We start from the raw sequence: 23,195 nt of genomic DNA, 5'->3' as shown, positions 1-23,195 counted from the left end.
CGGCATTCCCTACGAGACGATCCGGTGGCCGCAAATTAGCTAAACAGTTAGCTATTATGACGTACACTGATGCAGGATACCCCGGCCCCGCGAGAGGACATTCCATGACGACTTCGTCGGTTGCCACTCCGACCGTTCCGTTCAATGCCGAAACCCGCTTGTACATCGACGGCACGTTGCGGGACTCGTTGACCGGAAGGACTGCCGACAACATCAATCCAGCCACCGAAGAGGTGCTGGGCGTGGCGACCGACGCCGGCGCAGAGGATATGCAGTTGGCAATCGCTGCAGCGCGGCGTGCGCTCGGCACAACCGACTGGTCGACCAATCACGAGTTCCGTCAGCACTGCCTGATGCAACTCCACGAAGCCCTTCAGCAGGAAAAAGAGGACATCCGCGCCGAGCTCGTCGCCGAGGTGGGTGCGCCGCTGTCTTCAACATATATTCCGCAGCTGGAGTGGCCGATCGCTGACGCCGTTCGGTGGCCGGCCCAGTACATCTCGGAGTTTCCCTGGGAGCGGGCACTTCCCGACGGTGCACTGCTGGGCGCGCCGTATCACCGAAAGGTCGTCAAAGAAGCTGTCGGCGTCGTCGGGGCTATCACGCCGTGGAACTTTCCGTTCGAGATCATCAGCAACAAGGTGGCGCAGATCCTCGCGACCGGCAACACCATGGTGCTCAAACCGGCGATCGAGACGCCATGGAGCGGGCTGCGCTGGGGCCGCATCGTCGCGGAGAAGACCGACATCCCAGCGGGTGTGTTCAATGTCGTTCCAACGTCCGACAACGACGTCGCGCAGCTGCTCGCCACCGACCCGCGCGTGGACATGGTTTCCTTCACCGGCTCGACGGCGGTCGGCAAGTTGATTCAAAGACTGTCCGCCGAGACCATGAAGCGCACTCTGCTCGAACTAGGAGGCAAGTCGGCATACATGGTGCTCGACGACGCCGACATGGATACCGTCTTGCCGGGATGCATGGGTGCGCTAATCCATTCGGGTCAGGGCTGTGGGTTGACTACCAGAATGCTCGTTCCCCGCCGGGTGTACGACCAGGCCGTGGAAGTTGCCACTGCGACCTATGCGGCGGTTCCGGTCGGCGACCCTACCGATCCTGCCACCTTCTGCGGTCCGTTGGTGTCGGCCAAGCAACGTGACCGCGTGTTGAATTACATCGAGATCGGCAGGCAGCAAGGGGGGCGGGTGACAGTCGGCGGCGGCAAGCCGCAGGAACTCGATCGCGGCTACTTCGTAGCGCCGACCGTTTTCGCCGATGTGGACCCAAATCATCGTCTGTTCCAGGAGGAGATCTTTGGGCCGGTTATCACGATTACGCCTTATGACAATGGTGACGATGGCCTGGTCGAGCTGGCGAACAATTCGACCTACGGTCTGTCGGGGGCGGTAATGGGATCGCCCGACCGCGCCATGGCGGTGGCCCGCCGAATCCGCACCGGCACTTTGAATCTCAACGGCGCCATGTTCTACGGCGCCGACGCACCGTTCGGCGGCTACAAGATGAGCGGACTCGGCAGGCAAAACGGTCACGAAGGCTTCGAGCAGCATCTTCAAACCAAGACGATTGGATACACCAGCGCATGACCGATGTACTCAACGGTATTCGCATCGTCGAACTCGCCGCATGGACCTTCGTTCCGGCTGCTGGTGCCGTGCTGGCCGACTGGGGTGCCGACGTCATCAAGATCGAACACCCCGAAACCGGAGATCCGCAACGCGGACTAGTCAATTCGGGAGTTGTCGCCGGCGCGGGCGGCGTCAACCACTTCATCGAACAGCCGAACCGCGGCAAACGCAGCATCGGTCTGGACACCTCCAGTCCAGACGGCCTGGAGGTGTTGATGAAGTTGATCGAAACGGCCGACGTGTTCCTCACCAACCTGCTGCCGGATTCTCGGCAGCGCATGGGAATCGACGTCGGCCAGGTGCGTGCGCGGAACCCCAAGATCATTTATGCCCGCGGCCACGGCTACGGCACCAGGGGAGAAGCAGCAACGCATGGTGGCTTCGACCTTGCGGCGTATTGGGCTCGCGGAGGGATTGGCATGGGGTTCGCGGCCGGCGACGGATCCTATCCACCGCTTCAGCTGCCCGCGTTCGGTGACGTATATGGCGGCCTGTCAATCGCCGCAGGCATCGCCGGGGCCTTGGTGAAGCGCGAGCGAACAGGTGAACCGTCCATTGTCGACGTCTCGCTGCTCAGCGCCGCCGTGTGGCAACTCGGACCCGACATCGTCGGCGCGGGCATCACCGGTCAGGACCGTCCCAATTTCCAGCCAGATGAGATGCCCAACCCGGCTGTCAACATCTACAAGACGCGCGACGGCCGGTTCATCGCTTTTGTACTTCTTCAGGCTGATCGGTTCTGGTCTGATTTCTGTACACGCCTGGGTCGCCCGGACTTGATTTCAGACGAGCGATTCGCCACTGCGCCCGTGCGTTTCGAGAATCGCAAGGAGTGCATCGCCGAGTTACGGGCGGTCTTCGCAGCGCAAGATCTCGCGCATTGGGAAAAGTCATTCGCCGGGTTCGAGGGCGTGTGGGACGTGATGCGTACCGCGCGCGAGATCCACGACGACCCTCAGGTGATCGCAAACGGATACCTGCCCCGCACTACTGACACCAACGGCAACGAATTCGCCTTGGCCGGCAGTCCAGTTCAGTTCGACGAGACGCCGTTATCACTGAGGTGCGCACCAGGACACGGTGAGCACACCGATGAAGTAATGTCCGAACTCGGCTATGACGAAGACCAGGTTATCGATCTCAAGGTCAAGTCGGTCTTGCTGTAGGCGCCTACTCCGCGTCGCTGCCTCATCGACGGTATCGCGCCCAGCGCGGGGCCCTCCCAAGAAGGTGGATGTGTTCGGTAACGGTCGAAGCGAAGGGCGCGAACAAGGACTTGACGAAAGCCGTTCGCGTGCTTGGCGATTGTGCCAGGCCCGTGGTGCTGCGTGTGAAGTGTCACAGCAGCCTGCAGTGCCTCGGTCCTTGATTTAGAGCGCGCCGGCGTACTCGAATTTCTGCTCTATAGTAGATTTGTATCGCGAAATGGTCACCGGGAAGCGGACGGAAATTCTCGGGCAGTCACGGCCCAGAAGAATGGCCTAGATAGACAGGGATTGCCATGGCAGCTCTGCGTACCCAGACACGAGGCACGCCCAGCAAAAGCGCGGTCGCGTCCGTTCGCCGGGTCAAGAAGACACCGCTGTCGAACCTTTGCGGGGTCCTCGCCCTCATCCCAGCCGAACAAGCCGCCGCGGTATTGCGACTTGCACACGAGCGCAAGACATCGCGGACGCCGGTCGGAAGTCGCAGCCCGCTCCAAGAGGGCTGTTGATGGTCGCCAGTGTCGCATCCTTGATCGACCTGCTCGACGTCCGATTCGTCGCAAGCGACTTCTACCGAGGGACCACGCCCGATATCGGTATGCCCCGGGTCTTCGGCGGGCAGCTGGCAGGCCAGGCGCTGATGGCAGCGGCCAAGACCGTCGAGGAAAAACGCCTCCCACACTCTGTTCAGTCGCACTTTCTCTCCGCGGGGCTGATCGGGCCGCCGATCGACTTCCGCGTCGAACGCTTGCGCGACTCACGCTCGTTCTCCGACCGGCACGTCATAGCCGAGCAGCAGGGTCAGCAGCTCCTTTCCATGCAGGCCTCGTTCCACGCTCCGGAAACTGGGCCCGAGCATCAACTGGCTGCCGAAGCGGTCGACGGCCCGCCAAAGGCCGGCGCGGCCATGCGTCCCTTTCCCGATGATTGGGCGGAATTCTATCGACGATGGTCTTCTCTGGACGTCGACTGGTGCCCGGATTCGAAGGGGCGCAAGCCGCTTACGACAACGGGCAAGGGTACGCTGCCGCGCCTCTGGGTGCGAACGTCGACACCTTTCGAAGGTCCTCAAGCGGTCCACAGTGCCATCGCCATATGTGTCGCTGACCTGACTTTGTTGAGGAGCTCCTTCAGCCCCCACGAGATCGGGCCCCACAACGACGTTCAGACGTTCACCCTCGATCACTCTGTGTGGTTTCACCGCCCCTTCCGCATTGATCAGTGGTTGCGCTTCGATCATTTGTCGCCGAGTGCCTCGGAAGGCAGGGCGTTCTGCGTCGGCGGATTCTTCGACGAGCGCGGCAACCACGTTGCCTCTGCGACGCAAGTGGGTCTCATTCGAGAATGGTCAGGTCAACACAATTGGAGGAACAACAGATGATCATCGACGCAGACGGTCATCTGTGTGAGCCGCCGGATAATTGGACCTCGCGGATGCCGCCGAAGTGGGGTGAGCTTATTCCGCGGTACGTTACGTCGACGATCTGGAAATGGATGTCTGGTGTATCGGTGACGAGATCGTCAAGCCGTCTGACCCAAAGTGGCATTCATACGCTGAAGGGCCGTCGGCTGTCTCCTACATTCCGCGTCAGGCGTCGGGACTGCGCGCTGCGGTTCAACCTGAGGGCTGTGGCCTGCTCCATTGATGCAAATCGTCCCCGCGGAACGAAGTACGTCGGGTGGGGCAGGTCAACCGCGGCCGCCAGCACGAGTCAAAAGTCGGTGCTGCCAAGCCTGCGGGGCTCGATCTGAAGTACACGCGTTCACCCGACCGAGGCATCGTATCGGCGGCAGCGGTCGAGAAGGACCTGCGCTGTGCGATTCGGATGGCTGATCATCATGTCATGGCATGAGTCGACCTCGACGATGGTGTGGACCCCGCCCAGGGCGTCGATACTTCGCCGTTGGGACGCGATGGAAAGCGCGCGATCGCGGGTAGTGAGGATCCAGGTGCGGGATACGTTCGCCGGAAAGTCACTACGGTCCACCGGTTCAGTCGCGATCGATATCGTTTCGGGGTAGAGCCGTGCCATCATGAACCGGCGTTGCTTCTCGGTCATCTCATTGCAGAACGCATAGCGCGCAAGGAAAGCCGGTATTTTCATCGCTTTTCGCTTCCCCACGCCGCGTCGAGCGAACCATGCCATTGGACCGTCGAGCGTGTCCGTGATCGCTTCGCCCTGACGCGGCACGAACGCCGCCGCCAGAACCATCTCACGGACGCGCGCAGAGCCCAGCCTGGCCACCACCCCGGGTACCGTCACCCCCGCCATCGAGTGGCCAGCGATGACGATTTCGCCAAAACCCGCATCATCGATATCGGCGACCACGGAGTCCACCCAGGCGCCGATGGTGGCTGCGGTCAGGTCACCTGGCTTCGAGCCGCGACCGGGAAGGTCCACCGCGAGGATGCGGAGTTTTGGTTCCTGGCGGCGCAATTCCGAGACCGTCAGATCCCAGCAGTCGCCAGCATGCGCTCCACCATGGACGAGAACCAGATCGGGTAGCGGCATCTGAAGTCCTCAGCGGAACCGCATAGCGCGCCCGTTGGCGTCGAGCAGGCGCAGCACGACGGGCTCACCCGTCTGACCCGCTCCAATGAAGCCGACTGTGTTGATCATTACGTGTGAGCCTTGCTTATTGCGGTGGATTTCCAGGCGGCGGGTACACGCCCCTGAGAATCCAGGGGAACCAGTTGAAGCCAAATTCGAGCTCGTCGCTGGCGTCATAGTCGGGGCTGGGATCGGGCGGAATGTTCTCGCCTTCGGTGTTGACTGGCTGCGCTGGCTTGCCGTAAACGGCGACGACAACGGTACGACCTGGATTGTTTAGCGACCAAACTCCCATTTGGCTGTTGGCGCAGTTGGACATGATGGCCAGATCATCTGGGTTGTAATACCACCGGTTGATCAGATCGACGCCGCTGATTGCTATGGACTGATTGATGGCCACCGTTTCGCTCACCTGACCTTGGTAGCCGGCCGTATTGGCGCGATCTTGTGGGTTTGATCCGTCCGAGCCGGTATCACCATCGAGGGCGCGGTTGTTCAGCAGATCCTCGGCGTGACGCTGCGCTGCGAGTTGCAGTTGCTTGTTGGGCCTGACGTCATTGGTGCAGCCTGCATGGTGCTGCACTGTGAAAACGTTGGCGAGGACACCGTCGTTGAATCGTTTGTTGTTCGGTATGAGCGTGTTGTTGTCATTATCGGCGTGCGCGGTGGGGCTGGCCAGCAGGGTGGCGGCGATCAGAAGGACGGGCAAAGGCAACGGCCGATAGCGCGTGTACAGGCTCCTGCTTGTCTGAGCCGTCATCGCAGAACCCCCAGCTGAGCGCAACGCCGTGTACACGTCGCGGTTTGGAATGGTACTAGGAGAAATTAGATAGATATATTACGCTTTGACGGTCATGAAGCAAGGGAAAACTAGGGCTAAGCTCGCCGTCGCTACGTTCGTTGCTTCAAGCGTTGTCGCGGTGGCAACAGCCCCAGCTGCAGACGCGGACGCGGTCGCGTACCTGCTAAACGTAACTGTTCGGCCTGGGTACGGCTTCGCCAACGCCGATGCGGCCCTGGCCTACGGTCACGGAATCTGCGACAAGATCACCCGAGGTGACAGCTACGCCAGCATCGCGCGTGACGTCAAAGCCGACTTCAACAACTCCGGCGAGTATCAGGCGACGTATCTGATAGGCCAGGCCGCCCAGGAACTGTGCCCCAGCCTCATTTGGTCGCTGCGGAATTCCGCTGGGAACTACCTGCCACCGCCAGGCTGATGCCCGGTGTGCATCGCGGCACCTGCCGGACAAAACGGCGCCGCCCCCGAAACGTTGTGGCGGAAGGCATGTCTCGCAGGTACCAACGGGGTTTCAGATAGCCGCTAACAGGCGACTCTGATCGTGAAGGTGCCGGTTGTCCTCTGGCCGGGGTTATCTGTGTTGAACCCGTCCGCACTGCCACGGATCGTGTACGTCTGATCGTTCATGGTCACGTCGGCCCTGCCGCCGAGGCCGGCCTCATAACTGCCAGTGAATCCGCCCAAGTCGTTGATGCTGACGGAGTTAGCAGCGAGCGCATCCTTGTTGGAAACGAATGCGTTAACGCCCACGGCCGGGTTGCCGGTGGCGATCGTCGTTAGCGAACCGAGCAGAATGCACTGGACTGAGCGGGTCTCGGGGAGAGTCCGATTGTTGATCGTCACCTGCGCGGTTCCTGCCGGTAGTCGCCCTGACGAAGATGGATTGACGGGCGTCGACGAGCACGCCGCGAGGCCTGCCGCGATCACACCGGCAGCGGACGCGTGGATGAACGACTTCAACACAAGCCCACCTCAGTAGGTTTCGATCGGCAATGCCGCGTACCTCGCGCCAAACGACATGTGCCACCGTCACGGCCGCCCGACGGCCACTTGCTCGACAAACCGCGGTGATGGCTAAGCGAGACAAGGTTATCCGTACTCTGATGTTTTCGCCATAGCATCGCCGTCCTGTTTCCGACGGAGCTAGTGATCAGTCGACGATCTGGCTCCTTCGTCAACGGCGACAGCGGACGAGCATTCGGTGGGGCGTCCTCCCGTTCGGAGCGGCGAAACACGAGGGCACGAATCCCGCAGTGTCCTAGCCGATTTCGGCCCGGCACGAGCCGCGGAGAAAGGTCGGGACGATGGTGGCGAACGCTGACTGCCCAGCCGGCATAACACCGTTGGCCGCCTGACGGGGCTAGGGCCGAGGCTTCAACGAAGCACCAAGTAGATTCCGCAGCACGCCCTCATCACCACCGTCTTCAGGGTCGGCCGGTTCGGCAACAAGACTGAAGCTGACCCGGACAATCCAGCGGGCCAGGGTTTCCGCCGGAAGATCACGGCGAATCTCGCCAGCAACGGCGGCATCCTCGAGGCGCCGCACCAGCGCGTCAGCAAGCTTGGCTCGCCACAACTCAGAACCCTCGGCCGCGTGATAGGCAGCGCCGAGGGCTTGGTGGTCGTCGACCAGCGATCGCATTATCGGTGAGCTGCGAGCGATCTCTTGGCCCACCAGGCATGCCGCGACCAGCTGAGCCAAGAAGGGTTCGTCCGTTTGCCAGCATCGGTAAACGCGCTCCACCGTGACGCCAAGCACTCGCACAAACGAGGCTGCCAGCAGTGCGTCCTTGTTCGGGAAGTAGTAGTACACAGTAGAGCGGTGCACGCCGGCGCGCTGCGCAACGTCGCTCATCCGCGTGCGAACCGGGCCTTTCTCGGCGTAGCAAGCTTCCGCTGCGGCCAGCAACCGTTCGCGCGCCTCCTCCTCGTCTGCAGGAGTGTCGGCACGCCACGAACGTGCGCGGGATGCGTGGCCCTGAGCGGTCACAAGTGCACACTACGACGCCCGGCGCACCAGTGAGGCGATCAGGCCAAGACGGGGCAGTGGCGCGCGAAACCGGCCTTATCTCATGCGCTGGCCGAAGCCTTCTAGGGAGCACTTGACGGCGGCGTTGCCCGCCGCAGTAGAACGGACCTGCTGCGGATCAGGGATCGCTCCAGCTGCTATCCGGGGGGGTGGAAGTTGATTCCATACCGAGCTAACCGGGTAGCAACCGTTGGGCAGCAACCGTAATCCCGATGAGGTTGGGCGCCCGACAGATTGCTTCAGATTCGACGGCAATGCGTCTAGTCGTGCAAATTAGAAAACCAGATAAATAGATAGATATTTTGATGTCATAACGCAGCCGCAGGCGTCTTATGTTCGCATGTGGTCGTCGACCCGACGTGGCCAGCAATGATCCCCCGGTGGTTGGGAGCGATTAGTTACTGGTGTTGCATTTGGGGGATATTGGGACGGCATACGCGATGACGTTGATGACCGCGGATGCACCGCGGCCGTGCCCATCAACCATGATGGCGTCGTCGTCGTCTCGCGTAATTGCAGGTCATGGCCTCATTTGGAGCACGGGCTCCAGTCGGCTTCCTCTAGTCCCCGGCCGTTGGTCGTCCGATGTAACCGACGCGGCAATCGACCTCGCCACACGAGCGCTGCTTTTCGGCGGCGATGTGGAAGCATTTATCGCGATCTATTTGTCATGGTGGCGTTCTATTGTTGGACCGCTCTGCCGGCATTGTAAGACAGAATTGTCGACGCTCTCTAAAGTGTATGTCCGCCCAGATTAACCAAGGGCGCTCTAGTGGAAAATTCTGTATGGCAACGTTCGTTCAAAAAGTCTTCCGAATATGCGAAATATTTACCGGATAGCAAATTGTTCAGTCATAGTGACGGGTCGCCTTTAACTTCCGCCGAACCCTTCCAATCCGCTTGGAGGGCGGGGCGCCTCCGCGCTGGCCCGGGCCGCGAGACCTTGGCCTAGTGGGCGGCTCACATGCAAGAACGGCTAGCTGGGAGTCTTCGACCGGGGGGCGCTGGCCGACTATTTCGATAACGGTTGCCACATTCGGACTAAATTTGTCGGAACCGTCGCAGCAAATCGGCGGTTGTTTAACAGGCGTCGACCAATCCGGCATGGGCGCGAATAAGAGAGGTGTATGTTGCCCTCCGTGAAAGCCATGGTGTACCGTCCCGCTGTGCTACCTGTCACACTATTGGAAGGGGGCGGTTTGACTTTCCGCTGGGTGAGCATTGATCGGTCCAATGTCGGTGGCGATTAGATACCGACGAGGGCACTAATGGTTGTGAGAGACACGGCGAACACAGAGCCTTTGGCGGCGCCGGATCCGGCTCCCGTCAGATCTCCGATGGCGGTGTTGGCGTCCCTGGGGGTGCGGCCCACCCGGGACGTTGAAGCGAAGCCGCTGCGCGAGGTCGGCGCCTTCTTCGCGTTGTCGCTCGACATCCTCGTGCAGCTCGTGCGGCCGCCCTTCGCGTGGCGTGAGTTCATCCATCAGTCTTGGTTCGTGGCGCGGGTGTCGATGTTTCCCGCCGTCTTCTTGGCGATCCCGCTCAGCACGCTGCCGATCTTCATCATCAACGTCCTGCTGGTCGAGATCGGCGCCGCCGACGCATCCGGGACCGGGGCCGCGCTGGCCAGCGTCGTGTTCATCGGACCGATTGCGACGGTGCTGGTGATCGCCGGTACCGGCGCTACTGCGATGTGCGCCGAGCTGGGCGCTCGCACCATCCGCGAAGAAATTGACGCCATGCGGGTGATGGGGATTAGCCCGGTCCAACGTTTGCTGGTGCCAAGGGTTTTGGCGCTCGGGCTTAACGGGTTGGTGTTGAACAGTGTTGTGACCATCGTCAGCCTGGTCGCTGACTATCTGTTCTCCGTCTACTTCCAACACGTCAACCCTGGTACCTTCGCGGCCAGCCTCACGCTGCTTGTCGGGCTTACCGAGACGATCACGGCCTACGCAAAGGCGGCATTATTCGGGGTGGTGGCGGGCCTCATTGCGTGTTACAAGGGCATGACCGTTGGCGGCGGTCCGCAAGGTGTCGGCAATGCGGTGAACGAAACCGTGGTGTACACGTTCCTGGCACTGTTCATCATCAACGGGATCTTGCTCGCGATCACGACGAAGGCGACGATGTGACGGCCGCGCCAGCAGCACGTCGGCTGCCGCGGCTGAGCAACGCCGCGCGCGCCTTCGCCAACAGGTGGAACGAGCTCGGAAGCCAGACCGCGTTCTACGTCAGGGCTCTGGGCTCGGTCTGGGAAGCCATCGCCCGATACAAAGTGGAGATGATGCGCCTGATCGCCAGCATGAGCATGGGCATCGGCGCGCTGGCCGTCATCGGCGGCACCGTGGTGATCGTCGTCATCTTGACGATGGCCACCGGTTCGTATGTAGCCATCCAGCTCTTCCGATCGTTATCCGATGTCGGCGTGCAGGCGTTGTGCGGCTTCGCATCCGCCTACATCAATACGCGCATCGCCTCGCCGATCATCGCCGACATCGGCCTGGCGGCCACCGTCGGCGCCGGCGCCACCGCGCAGCTGGGCGCCATGCGGATCAACGAGGAGATTGATGCGCTCGAGACGATGAGCATCCGCGTCGTTCCCTACCTGGTCTCCACCCGGGTGGTCGCGGGCGTGCTCGTCGCGATTCCGCTGTGGTGTATGGCGGCGATGGCGGGATACTTTGCCACCCGCAGCCTCATCATCTTCGGGTACGGCCAGGCTCCCGGTGTCTACCAGCACTACTTCCACTCTTATCTGCAGCCACTCGACTTGATCTGGTCCTTGCTCCAGGTCATCGCCTCGGCCACAGCGATCATGCTGGTGCACACCTACTACGGTTTCTACGCTTCGGGCGGTCCGGCCGGCGTCGGTGAGGCGGTCGGTCGCGCGGTGCGCGCCTCACTGACCGTGGCGATGGCGGTGACGCTGGCGGTGGCGCTCGCCGCCTATGGAGTGTCCGGCAACTTCCACCTGTCCGGGTAGCGGCTATGGAAAAGAATAAGAAGCGCCGCGAAGCCGGCCTGCACCCCGCGATCTGGACCTTCGTTCTCCTCGGCGTCATCATCGGATCGGTCGCGCTGACCATCGCGCAGTTCAACAGGGACTTGCGGCCCTATAGCCGAGTGACCTTGATGTCGGATCGTGCGGGCCTGGTGATGGAACCTGGCGCGGCGGTGAAATTGCGCGGCGTCCAGGTTGGCCGGGTCTCGTCGATTCAGCCAGGTGATCCGGTGAGACTTCAGCTGGAGCTCTACCCGGAGCAGCTCAAGTACATCCCGGCCAACGTGGGCGCCAAAATCACCGCCACCACAGCCTTCGGTGCCAAGTATGTCGACCTGACCACGCCCGCCCACCCGACCTCCAAACGGCTCGCATCCGGCGCGGTGGTCGAAGCAAGCAACGTGACCGTCGAGGTGAACACCGTCTTTCAGAACCTCGTGGGCGTACTCAACCAGGTCGACGTCCCCAAACTGAACGCCGTGCTCACCGCGGTGGCCGACGGATTTCGCGGGAAGGGCGAGGCGATTGGCGAAGCCACCACCGGCCTCAACCAGGTCCTGCTGACGATCAATCCGCGCAGCGAGACCATCCGGGCCGACTACCGCGCCCTGAAGGGATTCAGCGACGCCTACAGCGCGGCCGCACACGACATCCTCACGACGCTGGACGCTGCCAGCACGACCGGCACCACGGTCACCAAGAACGCCAAGGAACTTGACGCACTGTTGCTCAACGTCAGCGGACTCTCCCGCGCGGGCACCAACCTGATCGGCCCGAACAAGGACAACCTCGTGCACGGCATCAACCTGCTGGAGTCCACAACGCGGCTGCTGATGAAGTACAACCCAGAGCTCACCTGCACGCTGGTTGGCGGGAAGACCGCCGTCGACAGGTTCATCGGGCCGACCGGCGGCGACAACGGATATTCGGTGATCCTGGACGCCGGTTTACTCTTCGGGGAAGACGCATACAAGTTCCCCGACAACCTGCCGATCAACGGCGCCAAGGGTGGCCCCGGTGGCCAGCCCGGGTGCGGATCGTTGCCCGACGTCGCCAAGAATTTCCCGCAGCGCTACCTCGTCACCAACACCGGGTGGGGCACCGGACTAGACATGCGGCCCAACCCCGGCATCGGCTTCCCGGGGTATGTCGACTATCTCCCCGTCACTCGGGGGACACCGCAACCGCCTAGCATTCGGCACCCCGGCGGCCCGGCGCCCGGCCCCGTCCAAGGAACGGATGGATACGACAGTCCGGCACCCTATGGGGCGCCGCGATACGCCCCGGACGGCACCCCGCTGTATCCCGGTCTGCCGCCGGCTCCGCCGCCGGGCAGGCCACGCGAACCTGGTCCCCCGCCGGCGGGTTCGGAACCGTTCGTGCCGCCGGTGCGCTCCGGGCAGCAACAAACCTGCGGCCTGGTCAACAACGACTGCGCACCGTTGCCACCGCCGCCTTACAGCCCGGCGCCGTGACCACCGAATGAGACACCAGCAGCGATAGAGGAAGGCAGACATGCGAGAGAATTTGGTCGGTGCCCTGTGGCGCCTGTCCATCTACTTGGTCGTGTGCATGCTCGGCGCGTTTGCGCTCATCGCGGTCTTCGCCCAGTTGCGCTTCCAGTCGGAGAAGACCTACAAGGCCCAGTTCGCGAACGTGTCCGGCCTGCAGGAGGGAAACTTCATCCGCGTCGCCGGGGTCGAGGTCGGCAAGGTCAAAAGCATCACCGTCCAGCCCGACTCCACCGTGCTCGTCGAGTTCGCCACGGCCGACTCGGTTGTGCTCACCGAGGGCACCAGGGCCGCCATCCGCTTCGCGGACCTTATCGGCGGCAGGTACATGGCCCTGGAGGAGGGCGCCGGGGGAGTCAAGCGGCTTAATCCGGGCACGACCATCCCGCTGGCGCGGACCGAGCCGGCGCTGGACCTCGACGCATTGATCGGCGGCTTCCGGCCGCTGTTCCGCGCGCTGGACCCGGACCAGGTCAACAAGCTCACCGGCCAACTCGTCGCGGCGTTCCAGGGACAGGGAGGCACGATCGGCTCGTTTCTCACCCAGGCCGCGGCCCTGACCAACACCCTGGCCGACCGCGATCAACTGATCGGTCAGGTCATCACCAACCTGAATACCCTGCTCGGTTCACTGAGCGGCCAGAGCAAGCAGTTCGCCACGGCGGTCGACTCTCTGGCCGAACTGGTGCAAGGGCTCAAGGGCCGCAAGCAAGACATCAGCAACGGGGTTGCGTACGCCAACGCGGCCGCCGGGTCAATCGCCGATCTCTTGTCACAGGCCCGTCCGCCGGCCAGGAAGGTGGTCCACGAACTCGACCGGACCGCCGCAAACGTGCTGGCCGACCACGACTATTTCGACAACTTCCTCAACACGTGGCCCGACGCGACGCAAATACTCAACAGGCAGGGCATGTACGGAGACTTCTTCAGCTTCTATCTGTGCGACATTCTGATCAAGGTCAACGGCAAGGGCGGCCAGCCGGTGTACATCAAGCTGGCCGGCCAGGCCACCGGCAGGTGCACGCCGCGATGAAACCCTTCTCCGAACGCAATCCGTTGATCGTCGGCCTCATCGGCATCGGCGTCACCCTGGCTCTCGTGTTGATCTCCCTGAACTATGACAAGCTGCCGTTCTTCAGCAGGGGCAAGACCTATTCGGCGTACTTCGCCGAGGCCGGCGGCTTGGTACCGGGTGACCACGTCCAGGTGTCGGGTTACCGCGTCGGGCAGGTCTTGGGCGTTGACCTGGACGGACCGCGGGTGCTGGTCAAGTTCAGCGTCGCCAACGACGTCCGCCTCGGTGAGCGCACCGAGGCGGCGATCAAGCTGAAGAGCCTTCTCGGCAGCAAACTCTTGGAGGTAACCCCGCGCGGCGATGGGCAGCTGAGCCGCCCGATACCGCTCGACCGAACCAGGCCGGCCTATCAACTGCCAGACGCGCTGAGCGATCTCAGCAATACCATCAGCGGGTTGGACACCCAGCAGTTGTCCACCTCGCTGGCCGTGCTGTCCGACACCTTCGCCGACACACCGCCCGACTTGAAGCAGGCGGTGCAGGGGGTCGCGCGCTTCTCTCAGACACTGAACGAGCGCGATGCGCAGCTGCGAAACCTGTTGAGCAGCGCCAACAAAGCAACCAAGGTGTTGGCCGACCGCAGCGACGAAGTGGTCAAGCTCGTCGCCAATACCAACGCGCTACTGGTTCAACTGAGAAGCCAAAGCAGTGCGCTGAGCCAGATCTCGAACAACCTGTCCGCCGTGGCGCAGCAGATCAAGGGCTTCATCGCCGAGAACCGCAACACGCTCAAGCCGGCACTGGACAAGCTCAACGGGGTGTTGGCCATCCTGGACAACCGCAAGGAACGCGTCCAGAAAGCGATCGTCGGCCTAGGCAGATACGCCTTAGGGCTCGGTGAATCCGTCGGCTCGGGACCGTTCTACAAAGCGTATCTGGTCAACCTACTGCCCGGGCAGTTCGTGCAGCCCTTCATCGACGCGGCCTTCTCCGACTTGGGCCTGGACCCCAATGTGCTGCTGCCCTCACAGCGCACCGACCCGCAGCGCGGGCAGCCGGGCACGCCGCCGCTGCCGATACCGTTCCCGCGCACCGGCCAAGGCGGGGAACCACGCATGACCATCCCGGATGCCATCACCGGCAACCCGAGCGACCATCCATGCGGTGTGCCCGGCGTGGCGTTGCCCGGCCCCGGCTGCTATCCGTATCGGCAGCCGCTGCCCGCGCCGCCACCCGGCGGCCCCCCGCCGGGACCTCCCGCGCCGCCGGGTCCGGGCGAAGGACAGTCCATCCCGCCAGGGGGGCCCGTCGAACTACCAGCACCTGGTCAGATACCGCCGAGCCAACCGCCCGTGCTGAACGGACCCGGACCCATCGGCCCATCCCAGCCGGCTGGAGGTGGTGGCCAGTGAGGAACTGTTACGTCAAGCTCGGCGTGGCCATCGCACTTGCGGTCGTCCTTGTCGGCGGCATTGTCACCGTCGTCGGATTGGCGACCGGCATCGGCCATACGCAAGTCGTCGGCTATTTTGCGGACAGCACCGGCCTCTACGCCGGGGACGACGTCGTCATCCTCGGCGTGCGCGTGGGCAGGGTCGAGAAGATCGAACCGCAACCCAGCCGCGTCAAGATCACCTTCTGGTATGACGACAAATACAAGGTGCCCGCCGACGCCAAAGCCGTGATCATCGCGCCGTCACTGGTGACACCGCGAGCCATCCAGCTGACGCCCGCCTACACGGGCGGCCCGACGATGGCCGATCACGCGACAATCCCGCAGGACCGCACCGCCGTTCCGGTCGAATACGACGATTTTCGCCAGCAGCTACAAAAACTGACTGAGACACTCCAGCCCGCCAAGCCAGGCGGAACCAGCACCTTGGGGGCGTTCGTCAACACCGCAGCCGACAACCTGCGCGGCCAGGGGCCGGATATCCGTAGCACGCTCATCAAGCTGTCGCAGGCGATTTCCGCGCTCGGCGATCACAGCGACGACCTGTTCAGCACCTTCAAAAACCTGTCCATCCTGGTCTCCGCCCTGCACGACAGCAGCGACCTGCTGCGGCAACTGAACCAAAACCTGGCCGCGGTGACCGGCTTGTTGGCCAGCGACCCCGATGCCGTCGGCAACGCGGTCCGCGACCTCAACGACGTGGCCGGCGACGTCAGAGACTTCGTCGCCGACAACCGAGAGACGCTGGGCACCACGTCGGACAAGCTGGCGTCGGTGACCACGGCGGTGAACCAGAGTCTCGACGACATCAAACAGGTGTTGCATGTCGCCCCGACCGCGTTCCAGAACTTCCTGAACATCTACAACCCCGCGCAGGGCTCGTTGACCGGCATCCTGGGCGTCAACCAATTCGCCAACACGATCCAATTCCTGTGCGCCGCGGTCGAAGCCGCGTCGCGCAAAAACTCCAAGGAGTCGGCCAAGCTGTGCGTGCAGTACCTGGCGCCCATCATCAAAAACCGCCAGATCAACTTCCTCCCGCTGGGGGAAAACCTCTTCGTCGGCGCAACCGCGCGGCCGAACGAAATCACCTACAGCGAGGACTGGCTGCGGCCCGACTACGTTCCCCCGCCACCTCCGGGAGCGCCCGCACCGGCCGCCGCGCCGCCGCAGGAAAGCGCGACGGCGCCAGACGCGCCGGCCGCGCCACCGCCGGCCGCGCCGGTGCAGACCCCAGATCCGGCCGCCGGCTTGCGCGGAATGATGGTGCCGTCCGGGGGTGGACAATGAGCCGGGCACCACGCTGGTATCGCATGGCCGCGGGCCTGGTGACGGCACTTGCGCTGGTGCTATCGGGCTGCGGCTTCCACGGGGCGAACTCGTTCAAGCTGCCGGGAACCAAGGGCGGCGGGCCCGGTTCGTACACCGTTAAAGCAGAGATGTCCGACATTCAAAACCTGCAGCGGAACTCCCGCGTCCGGGTCAATGACGTCACCGTCGGCACCGTGACCGACATCGAACTGCAGGGCTGGCACGCGTTGGTCACGATGAGCATCGAAGGCGGCGTGGACCTCCCGGCCAACGCGACGGCCACGATCGGCCAGACCAGCCTGCTGGGCTCGGTACACCTCGAATTGGCGCCACCCAGTGGGGTGCCGCCCCTGGGCAAGCTCAAAAATGGGTCGTTTATACCGCTGTCCTCGGCGGGCGGATATCCGTCAACCGAACGCACGCTGGCGGCGCTTTCCCTGGTGCTCAACGGCGGCGGCCTAGGGCAGGTCCAGGACATCACCAAGGCGCTGAGCACCGCGTTCACCGGTCGTGAGCAGGACCTGAGAAGCCTGCTCGGCCAGCTCGACAAGTTCGTCGGCTACCTCAACGACCAAAAGGACGATATCATCGCCGCGACGGACAGCCTGAACAACCTGGCCGGTCAATTCGCCGACGAAAAACCGGTGATCGACAAGGCGCTGAAGACGATCCCGGACGCGTTGACGGCGCTGAAGGACGATCGGGAGGACCTTGCCAACGCGCTGGGTGACCTGAGCCGATTCGGTGCGCTTGCCGCCGACTCGGTCAACAAGACCAAGCAAAGCCTCGTGCAGGAACTTAACGACCTCGGCCCGGTGCTGCAGTCACTGGGCGACGCGGGGGTGTCCTTGACCCGTTCGCTGGGCCTCTTCGGCACCTTCCCGTTCCCCAAGGACACGCTGAGCAAATGGCTGCGCGGTGACTACGCAAACCTGACCGGCATCTTCGACTTGACCCTGAGCCGGTTGGACTCGGGGTTGTTCACCGGCACCCGGTTTGAGTGCAACCTGAGCGAGCTGGAGCTTCAGTGGGGCCGCACCATCGGCCAGCTGCCCAGCCCCTGCATGGCGGGAAGCCAGTACAACCCCGGTAACCCGTTGGTCGTGCCTTACCACTTCAACCAGGGGCCGTGACATCATGCTGAACCGACTCCCCCGACGCGTCAAACTCCAGCTGGCGGTTTTCGCGACGGTCAGCACCGCCGCGGCCGCCATCATGTTTTTCGCCTACATGCAGATACCGACCTTCTTTTTCGGGATCGATCGGTATGAGGTCACGGTCAAACTGCCGCAGGCGGGTGGCCTGTATGCCGGCGGGAATGTCACCTACCACGGGGTCGAAGTCGGTCGGGTGCAGGCCGTGCGCCTGACCGATAGCGGCGCCGAGGCGGTGCTGCGGATGGACTCGGATTTCCATATCCCGGCCGATTCCGGCGCCCAGGTGCATAGCGTGTCGGCGATCGGCGAGCAGTACGTCGAACTGCTGCCCCGCAGCACGGCCGGGCCGCCACTGAAAGACGGTGACGTGATACCGGTCGACCGCACGTATGTCCCGCCGGACATCAATTCGCTGTTGGCGGCCACCAACCGCGGACTGACCGCGATCCCACGGGACAACCTGAAAACGGTGGTCGACGAGTCGTATGTCGCAGTCGGCGGGCTCGGGCCGGAACTTTCCCGGCTGGTGAAAGGGACGACTGCGCTGTCGATCGACGCCCGAAAGAACCTGGACGCACTGGTCAACCTGATCGACAACTCCAAGCCGCTGCTCGACAGTCAGATCGACTCATCGGACGGAATCCAGGCGTGGGCCTCACACCTGGCGGCGATCACCTCGCAGTTGCGCAACAACGACTCCTCGGTTGCGGGCCTGCTGCATAAGGGTGGCCCAGCCGCCGCCGAGGCACGCGATTTGTTCGACCGGCTGAACCCCACCTTGCCGATCGTCCTGGCCAACCTGGTCAGTGTCGGGCAGGTAGGCGTCACCTACCGCGACAATCTGGAATCCCTTCTGGTGGAGCTGCCACAGGGGACCGCCGACATCCAAGCAATCGGCGTGGCCAACAAAGACACCAAACAGCCCTACCACGCCCCCTACCTGAGCTTCAAGCTAAACCAAAACTGGCCGCCGCCGTGCACGACGGGATTCCTGCCGGCCCAGCAGCAGCGGGCCCCCAGCTACGAGGACTACCCGGATGTTCCGAAGGGGGACTTCTACTGCCGGGTGCCACAAGACTCGCAGCTCAACGTGCGCGGCGCGCACAATCTGCCGTGTGAGACCCGCCCCGGCAAGCGGGCGCCGACCGTCAAGATGTGCGAGAGCGACGAGACGTACGTTCCGCTGAACGACGGCTGGAACTGGAAGGGCGATCCGAACGCAACATTATCCGGTCAAGGTGTCCCGCAGTTCAGGCCGGGGGAGGAGCCAGCGGGGCAGGTCCCCGCACCGTCGCCGCCCGGTCCGGAACCACCGCCGATCGCGGCCGTCCAGTACGACCCAGCCACGGGCATGTATGTGGGTCCCGACGGGCGTATGTACACACAACGAGACCTGGCCCGTGGTGCCACAAAGGAGCAAACATGGCAAAGCATGCTGATGCCGCCCAAGACGAACTGAGCGCGGCAGGCCGTCCGTCTACGTCCGCGGCGGCGCCGGGGCAGAGCGACGGCGATTCAACGCAATTGCCCAACAGGATCACCTCGAAAGACGAGAACGCCGAGGCGGTACCCGCGGACGAGTCCGATGCGGCCGACGACTATGACACTGCCGTCGATGAAGACGCCGACGACGCTTCCAAAGACGCCGCGCCGCCCAAAAAGAGGGTCACGCCGGTGCGGCTGGCAGCGGCGTTGGGTTTGGTGACGGTCGTTGCCTTGGCCGCGGTCGCCGGATGGTTCGGGTACCGGGGATATCAGTCACGCCAGGCCCAACAGCAACGCGAGCTGCTGGTTCAGGTCGGGCGGCAAGGCGCGCTGAACCTGACCACAATCGACTGGCACCACGCCGACGCTGACGTCCAGCGCATCCTGGACTCCGCGACGGGTCAGTTCTACGACGATTTCTCCCAGCGATCAAAACCTTTCGTTGATGTGGTCAAGAAGGCGCAGTCCACGTCGGTGGGGACAATCACCGACGCGGGTCTCGAGTCGCAATCGGGCGACGAAGCCCAGGTTCTGGTGGCTGTATCCGTTAAGACCTCGAATGCCGGTGCGGCCGAACAGGATCCGCGGCATTGGCGAATGCGGATAACGGTGCAGAAGGTCGGCGGTGGCGCAAAAGTCTCCAATGTCGGATTTGTACCGTGAGCAGGCCGTTGTCCGGCAACCGCCGACACCGGGCTCTGCCAACCAGAAAAGGAACTATCGCAGTGCGGCTCAAAACCGATCGCAAGACCGATCCGGACGCAACCGAGGTCTCCGAGGAGAAGGCTGGGCAGGTCGCCAGCCAGACGAGCGAACCCGAGGCGATCGGCGACGCGGAGACCATCACCAATGACGCCGAAGACCGGGCCGAACCTGCCGAGGACACGAGCGACGGGGACGCGGAAGACGTTGCCGAATCGGGCGACACGTCCTCTGATGATGCTGAAGCCGATGATGTTGAAACCGAAGAAGATGTCAAAGACGTTGAGCCGCCGGAACGTAAACGCCGAATCAGCCGGATCAAATGGTCGCGGGTGCTTGTCTTCTGGATGCTTCCAGCGGTCGCAATGATGATCGCGGCGGCCGCGGGTTATTTGAAGTGGCAAGACGCGTGGGTCCGGGATTCGGCGGTCGCCGGTATCGAGTCGGTCGCGGCCGCTAAGGATTCCACCGTGGCAATACTGTCTTACCAGCCCGACACCGTCGATAAAGACCTAACTGCCGCGCGGGACCGGTTGACCGGCAAGTTCAAGGACTCCTACACACAGTTGGTCCATGACGTCGTGATGCCTGGCGCCAGAAAGGACCACATTTCGGCGATCGCCACCGTTCCCGCGGCGGCGTCGGTGTCGGCGACTCCCAACCACGCGGTTGTCCTGGTGTTCGTCAACCAGACCGTGACTGTTGGCAATGATGCGCCCACTGACACCGCATCCACTGTCCGGGTGACGTTGGACAAGAGCGGCAGCCGTTGGCTGATCTCCTCTTTCGACCCCATCTAGTCGGAAAGCGCGGTGGCCCAAGGGATATGCGCGGCAGCATTACAGGGTCGTCTGTGTCGGGCCGAAATTCTGGCACAACGTGTACGGCGGCGTGATGGAGTCTGCACATCCTTGGGCCTTCACCACGTATGTCGCCCCAGGCCGGTAGAAGTAGTACATGCGCACCGTCTCCTGACCGGACTTATATGCGCAATGCCCAGGCGAACCGTCGCCCGCTATAGATACACACACCACCTGCGAGTTGGGGACGGCAGCTGTGGTGCACGGCCCCGGATGCATCGTGACCAACACCTTGCTCTCTCCGGATACCTGTACAACTTCAGGCTGTGTGAGCACAAAGGAGCACTGTCCGGATGCATCTTCCCCCGACGGCGATGCGTGCGAGACGCCGGCCGATCCGACGGGAACGAGCGCCATCCCGATAACTAGTCGAAAAGCCGTGAGACAGCGAGACATCTTTGAATAATACAAGTCAGCGCCCCGGCTAGGTAGGGTTTGAAGCGCACGCTTGCGAGTCGAACTACGCTGGCCCCACAACAGATTTCGAGCCCAGCGCGGTATCAATACCCCGTGGAGACTCGGTGAGCTTCCCATTTTGCTGGCACGGCCACAGATCATTCACACGTGAGTGTTCTCGTATAGCGAGGTCATGGTCGCTGGACCAACCAGATAGATGTTCTCGGCCGCTTATGCTCACGGTTTATCGCTAGGGTTGATGAATTCGGGGCGGCCATCGGCAAGGTTCGGCAATGAATTTTGGCGAGGCGTTTGACTATATCTCGGCGAGATGCGCCAGGGGCTTTTGGCGCAAGCCGCTACGCCACCGGCCAGCTCGCTCGTCCTGTGAGAACCTCCAAGCGGACGAGTCCCGCGGGTGTCGGCTCCGGTCGAATCCTGCGCAGTTTCTTCCGGTGGAAAAGTGAGCAGGTTTACGGGGTTGAGTCTCCAATCGTTGAAGGGTGCTCACTTTTCGACCGGAACTACCTGCTCAATTTTCGACCGGAACCGACACGCGGGGTCGAAGCGCCTCTGGCCCCGCCATATTGGGCCATCTGACGCTACATCGCGCCACGGCGTGTCCCAGATTCACCGACCAAACACCGACCACGGATCAGCGTTGACGGAGGGTCGGCAGGACCAGAGCCGCCCTTGGCAGAGAAGCCGACTTGTCTCACGGTGATTGCCGCGACGCATTAGCACCTCTAACGTCGTCCCGAGCGACGTAGGGCGACATATCGGCGCCCCATCCGGTTGGCACGTCTGCGAGCGGCGGGCGAACGTGTAGCCGGAACCTGATGGATCAATAGCGGTTATCCATAATGTGGCAGTACTCGGAAGAAGTGCCTCGCGGCGAAGTGACATCCTTTCCCAATCCTGGCCAATCCCAACGCCGCGGCTGCGGTTCGCGAGCTACTCAACACTGTTTGTGCGGTGAGCGAGCCAGGCGGCTGCGCGTTGGGAGGCTCTCCCAAAGCGTTCGGGTACGGTCGCGAGGCGCGTTGCGATCACTTGCGGGTCAACAAGATCAGCAGTGATCAGTGCGTCGACGAAGTTCAAGTCCTTCTCTCGGAGAGCACACAATTTCGCAACACACAGGTCTTCCTTGTCGAGGCACCATCCGATGAATTGAGGTTCGCCCGATGGGGCGGCGGTGTTCTCGTTCTGGACCTTGACCAGTCGATCGCGCCATCCGCCGGGCAGTGTCGAGGTCTGCAGGTCTACGGCGTCGATACTGAAGCCGTGAAGCTGCTCAAATGGGGAGAATTCGCCCGCTGCTCCTTCGATTTCGTCTGCGAGACGGGTGATTTCACCGGTGTTGTCGGCGATCGGGAGAACGTCGATTTCCGCCGATCTGGTGGCGTAGAAGGGCAGCTGATCTTCGGTGTAGGTGCCGAGGATCGCTTGGGAGCCGACGATGATCACTTCAGTCAGGCCCGCGATTTGGCAGGCAGTCCGGATAGCGTGCTCAAGCTGGTCGCGCCGCATCAGCGCACCGTGCGCAAAACGCGGATGCGCTCCTCATCGCGGAGCAGTCCACCCATCGGTGAGACTTCGCGCATCTCGATGCAATCGCGGCTGAGTCCAGTAAGGACGCGATGAAGGCCGGGTACGTCGCCGCTTCTCATGAGTGATTCCCAGCGGTCGAGGTTTCTCATGTGTGGCTGGCCGGTGACGCCGGACCGCAATCGTCGCAGGTTGTGCTCGATCGCGGGTTGCCATTGTGTGAGAGTCGACCGCCTCAGGTGTCTGGCCAGCTCGCGGTGCAGTTTCCACGAGCGGCGTTCGGAACGTGTCAGCTTGGGAGTGACCGGCTGGCGGGTGATTTCGAGTCGGTACCCCATACAGGACAGCAGTCGGTCGAGCTGCTCATCGCTGAGTTCAACCTTGTCGGAGAGGAACTGGCTGATGCTCGGCTGGTGCACACCGCTGAGCCGAGACAACTCGGACTGGGTGGTGCCTGTTTCGTGCATCACCGTCCGCAATACGTCACTCCGACCGCTCATGCCCAACTATAGCATTTTCTACTAT

At 62.7% G+C, this 23,195-nt stretch carries 20 protein-coding genes; 14 read left to right on the top strand and 6 right to left on the bottom strand.

Annotation, left to right across the window (positions count from 1 at the left end; all coding sequences use genetic code 11):
• The first annotated feature begins 104 nt into the window (after nucleotides 1–104).
• From AC5Y2S_RS23570 to AC5Y2S_RS23560, 3 genes are all read left to right on the top strand, one after another.
• On the top strand, nucleotides 105–1,601 hold the full coding sequence (locus AC5Y2S_RS23570; protein WP_499882109.1) for an aldehyde dehydrogenase family protein: 1,497 nt from the start codon (nucleotides 105–107) through the stop codon (nucleotides 1,599–1,601).
• Nucleotides 1,598–2,809, top strand: a complete 1,212-nt coding sequence (locus AC5Y2S_RS23565) for a CaiB/BaiF CoA transferase family protein (protein WP_499882108.1) — start codon at nucleotides 1,598–1,600, stop codon at nucleotides 2,807–2,809. Before AC5Y2S_RS23570 ends, AC5Y2S_RS23565 begins: the two co-directional genes overlap by 4 nt.
• A gap of 568 nt (nucleotides 2,810–3,377) precedes the next feature.
• A complete protein-coding gene (locus AC5Y2S_RS23560) occupies nucleotides 3,378–4,229 on the top strand; it encodes an acyl-CoA thioesterase (protein WP_499882107.1) in 852 nt (283 codons plus the stop codon).
• Nucleotides 4,230–4,611: 382 nt separating this feature from the next.
• On the opposite strand, the gene AC5Y2S_RS23555 is transcribed toward AC5Y2S_RS23560, so the two are convergent.
• Together AC5Y2S_RS23555 and AC5Y2S_RS23550 are read right to left on the bottom strand one after the other, a co-directional pair.
• The gene (locus AC5Y2S_RS23555) at nucleotides 4,612–5,361 is read right to left on the bottom strand and encodes an alpha/beta fold hydrolase (protein ID WP_067919772.1); all 750 of its coding nucleotides are present in this window, start codon (nucleotides 5,359–5,361) and stop codon (nucleotides 4,612–4,614) included.
• 124 nt (nucleotides 5,362–5,485) lie between these two features.
• Entirely contained in the window at nucleotides 5,486–6,079 is a 594-nt protein-coding gene (locus AC5Y2S_RS23550; RefSeq protein ID WP_499882208.1) for a CAP domain-containing protein, read from the bottom strand.
• 175 nt (nucleotides 6,080–6,254) lie between these two features.
• On the opposite strand from AC5Y2S_RS23550, the gene AC5Y2S_RS23545 reads away from it, so the two are divergent.
• Nucleotides 6,255–6,620 carry a DUF732 domain-containing protein gene (locus AC5Y2S_RS23545; RefSeq protein ID WP_499882106.1) on the top strand — a complete coding sequence of 122 codons (366 nt, stop codon included), beginning with the start codon at nucleotides 6,255–6,257 and terminating at the stop codon, nucleotides 6,618–6,620.
• Nucleotides 6,621–6,724: 104 nt separating this feature from the next.
• On the opposite strand, the gene AC5Y2S_RS23540 is transcribed toward AC5Y2S_RS23545, so the two are convergent.
• Entirely contained in the window at nucleotides 6,725–7,162 is a 438-nt protein-coding gene (locus AC5Y2S_RS23540; RefSeq protein ID WP_499882105.1) for a lipoprotein LpqH, read from the bottom strand.
• Nucleotides 7,163–7,562: 400 nt separating this feature from the next.
• On the bottom strand, nucleotides 7,563–8,192 hold the full coding sequence (locus AC5Y2S_RS23535) for a TetR/AcrR family transcriptional regulator (protein ID WP_499882104.1): 630 nt from the start codon (nucleotides 8,190–8,192) through the stop codon (nucleotides 7,563–7,565).
• Between the two features lie 1,376 nt (nucleotides 8,193–9,568).
• Between AC5Y2S_RS23535 and AC5Y2S_RS23530 the strand changes: the two genes are divergently transcribed.
• The 10 genes from AC5Y2S_RS23530 (at nucleotide 9,569) to AC5Y2S_RS23485 (ending at nucleotide 20,666) form a co-directional block, all read left to right on the top strand.
• A complete protein-coding gene (locus tag AC5Y2S_RS23530) occupies nucleotides 9,569–10,363 on the top strand; it encodes an MlaE family ABC transporter permease (RefSeq protein ID WP_499958701.1) in 795 nt (264 codons plus the stop codon).
• Entirely contained in the window at nucleotides 10,360–11,214 is an 855-nt protein-coding gene (locus AC5Y2S_RS23525) for an ABC transporter permease (RefSeq protein ID WP_499882103.1), read from the top strand. The genes AC5Y2S_RS23530 and AC5Y2S_RS23525 overlap by 4 nt, the downstream gene beginning before the upstream one ends.
• 5 nt (nucleotides 11,215–11,219) lie before the next feature.
• A complete protein-coding gene (locus tag AC5Y2S_RS23520; protein WP_499882102.1) occupies nucleotides 11,220–12,707 on the top strand; it encodes an MCE family protein in 1,488 nt (495 codons plus the stop codon).
• A gap of 40 nt (nucleotides 12,708–12,747) precedes the next feature.
• Nucleotides 12,748–13,776 (top strand): MCE family protein, encoded by a 1,029-nt coding sequence (locus AC5Y2S_RS23515; RefSeq protein ID WP_499882101.1) that lies wholly within the window; start codon nucleotides 12,748–12,750, stop codon nucleotides 13,774–13,776.
• Nucleotides 13,773–15,170, top strand: a complete 1,398-nt coding sequence (locus tag AC5Y2S_RS23510) for an MCE family protein (protein WP_499882100.1) — start codon at nucleotides 13,773–13,775, stop codon at nucleotides 15,168–15,170. Before AC5Y2S_RS23515 ends, AC5Y2S_RS23510 begins: the two co-directional genes overlap by 4 nt.
• A complete protein-coding gene (locus AC5Y2S_RS23505) occupies nucleotides 15,167–16,501 on the top strand; it encodes a virulence factor Mce family protein (RefSeq protein ID WP_499882099.1) in 1,335 nt (444 codons plus the stop codon). Before AC5Y2S_RS23510 ends, AC5Y2S_RS23505 begins: the two co-directional genes overlap by 4 nt.
• On the top strand, nucleotides 16,498–17,655 hold the full coding sequence (locus AC5Y2S_RS23500; RefSeq protein WP_499882098.1) for a virulence factor Mce family protein: 1,158 nt from the start codon (nucleotides 16,498–16,500) through the stop codon (nucleotides 17,653–17,655). The genes AC5Y2S_RS23505 and AC5Y2S_RS23500 overlap by 4 nt, the downstream gene beginning before the upstream one ends.
• Before the next feature lie 4 nt (nucleotides 17,656–17,659).
• The gene (locus tag AC5Y2S_RS23495) at nucleotides 17,660–19,138 is read left to right on the top strand and encodes an MCE family protein (RefSeq protein ID WP_499882097.1); all 1,479 of its coding nucleotides are present in this window, start codon (nucleotides 17,660–17,662) and stop codon (nucleotides 19,136–19,138) included.
• On the top strand, nucleotides 19,102–19,827 hold the full coding sequence (locus AC5Y2S_RS23490; protein WP_499882096.1) for an Rv1363c family protein: 726 nt from the start codon (nucleotides 19,102–19,104) through the stop codon (nucleotides 19,825–19,827). Before AC5Y2S_RS23495 ends, AC5Y2S_RS23490 begins: the two co-directional genes overlap by 37 nt.
• 62 nt (nucleotides 19,828–19,889) lie before the next feature.
• Complete coding sequence (locus tag AC5Y2S_RS23485) at nucleotides 19,890–20,666, top strand: Rv1363c family protein (RefSeq protein WP_499958700.1); 777 nt, start codon at nucleotides 19,890–19,892, stop codon at nucleotides 20,664–20,666.
• 1,410 nt (nucleotides 20,667–22,076) lie between these two features.
• On the opposite strand, the gene AC5Y2S_RS23480 is transcribed toward AC5Y2S_RS23485, so the two are convergent.
• Nucleotides 22,077–22,652 carry a DUF6036 family nucleotidyltransferase gene (locus AC5Y2S_RS23480; protein WP_102419696.1) on the bottom strand — a complete coding sequence of 192 codons (576 nt, stop codon included), beginning with the start codon at nucleotides 22,650–22,652 and terminating at the stop codon, nucleotides 22,077–22,079.
• The gene (locus AC5Y2S_RS23475; RefSeq protein ID WP_232075540.1) at nucleotides 22,652–23,170 is read right to left on the bottom strand and encodes a helix-turn-helix domain-containing protein; all 519 of its coding nucleotides are present in this window, start codon (nucleotides 23,168–23,170) and stop codon (nucleotides 22,652–22,654) included. Before AC5Y2S_RS23475 ends, AC5Y2S_RS23480 begins: the two co-directional genes overlap by 1 nt.
• Between the last annotated feature and the right edge of the window lie 25 nt (nucleotides 23,171–23,195).

Source organism: Mycobacterium sp. NGS69 (assembly GCF_059812165.1).
The sequence above is the reverse complement of the archived record's forward strand: the minus strand, read 5'-3'. Positions and strand labels throughout refer to the sequence as shown.

Bases quoted from the DNA above. Each gene is read 5' to 3' on its own strand.
- AC5Y2S_RS23570 (WP_499882109.1), top strand. From the start codon at position 105: ATGACGACTTCGTCGGTTGCCACTCCGACCGTTCCGTTCAATGCCGAA.
- AC5Y2S_RS23565 (WP_499882108.1), top strand. From the start codon at position 1,598: ATGACCGATGTACTCAACGGTATTCGCATCGTCGAACTCGCCGCATGG.
- AC5Y2S_RS23555 (WP_067919772.1), bottom strand. From the start codon at position 5,361: ATGCCGCTACCCGATCTGGTTCTCGTCCATGGTGGAGCGCATGCTGGC.
- AC5Y2S_RS23545 (WP_499882106.1), top strand. From the start codon at position 6,255: ATGAAGCAAGGGAAAACTAGGGCTAAGCTCGCCGTCGCTACGTTCGTT.
- AC5Y2S_RS23530 (WP_499958701.1), top strand. From the start codon at position 9,569: ATGGCGGTGTTGGCGTCCCTGGGGGTGCGGCCCACCCGGGACGTTGAA.
- AC5Y2S_RS23520 (WP_499882102.1), top strand. From the start codon at position 11,220: ATGGAAAAGAATAAGAAGCGCCGCGAAGCCGGCCTGCACCCCGCGATC.
- AC5Y2S_RS23515 (WP_499882101.1), top strand. From the start codon at position 12,748: ATGCGAGAGAATTTGGTCGGTGCCCTGTGGCGCCTGTCCATCTACTTG.
- AC5Y2S_RS23510 (WP_499882100.1), top strand. From the start codon at position 13,773: ATGAAACCCTTCTCCGAACGCAATCCGTTGATCGTCGGCCTCATCGGC.
- AC5Y2S_RS23500 (WP_499882098.1), top strand. From the start codon at position 16,498: ATGAGCCGGGCACCACGCTGGTATCGCATGGCCGCGGGCCTGGTGACG.
- AC5Y2S_RS23495 (WP_499882097.1), top strand. From the start codon at position 17,660: ATGCTGAACCGACTCCCCCGACGCGTCAAACTCCAGCTGGCGGTTTTC.
- AC5Y2S_RS23490 (WP_499882096.1), top strand. From the start codon at position 19,102: ATGGCAAAGCATGCTGATGCCGCCCAAGACGAACTGAGCGCGGCAGGC.
- AC5Y2S_RS23480 (WP_102419696.1), bottom strand. From the start codon at position 22,652: ATGCGGCGCGACCAGCTTGAGCACGCTATCCGGACTGCCTGCCAAATC.
- AC5Y2S_RS23475 (WP_232075540.1), bottom strand. From the start codon at position 23,170: ATGAGCGGTCGGAGTGACGTATTGCGGACGGTGATGCACGAAACAGGC.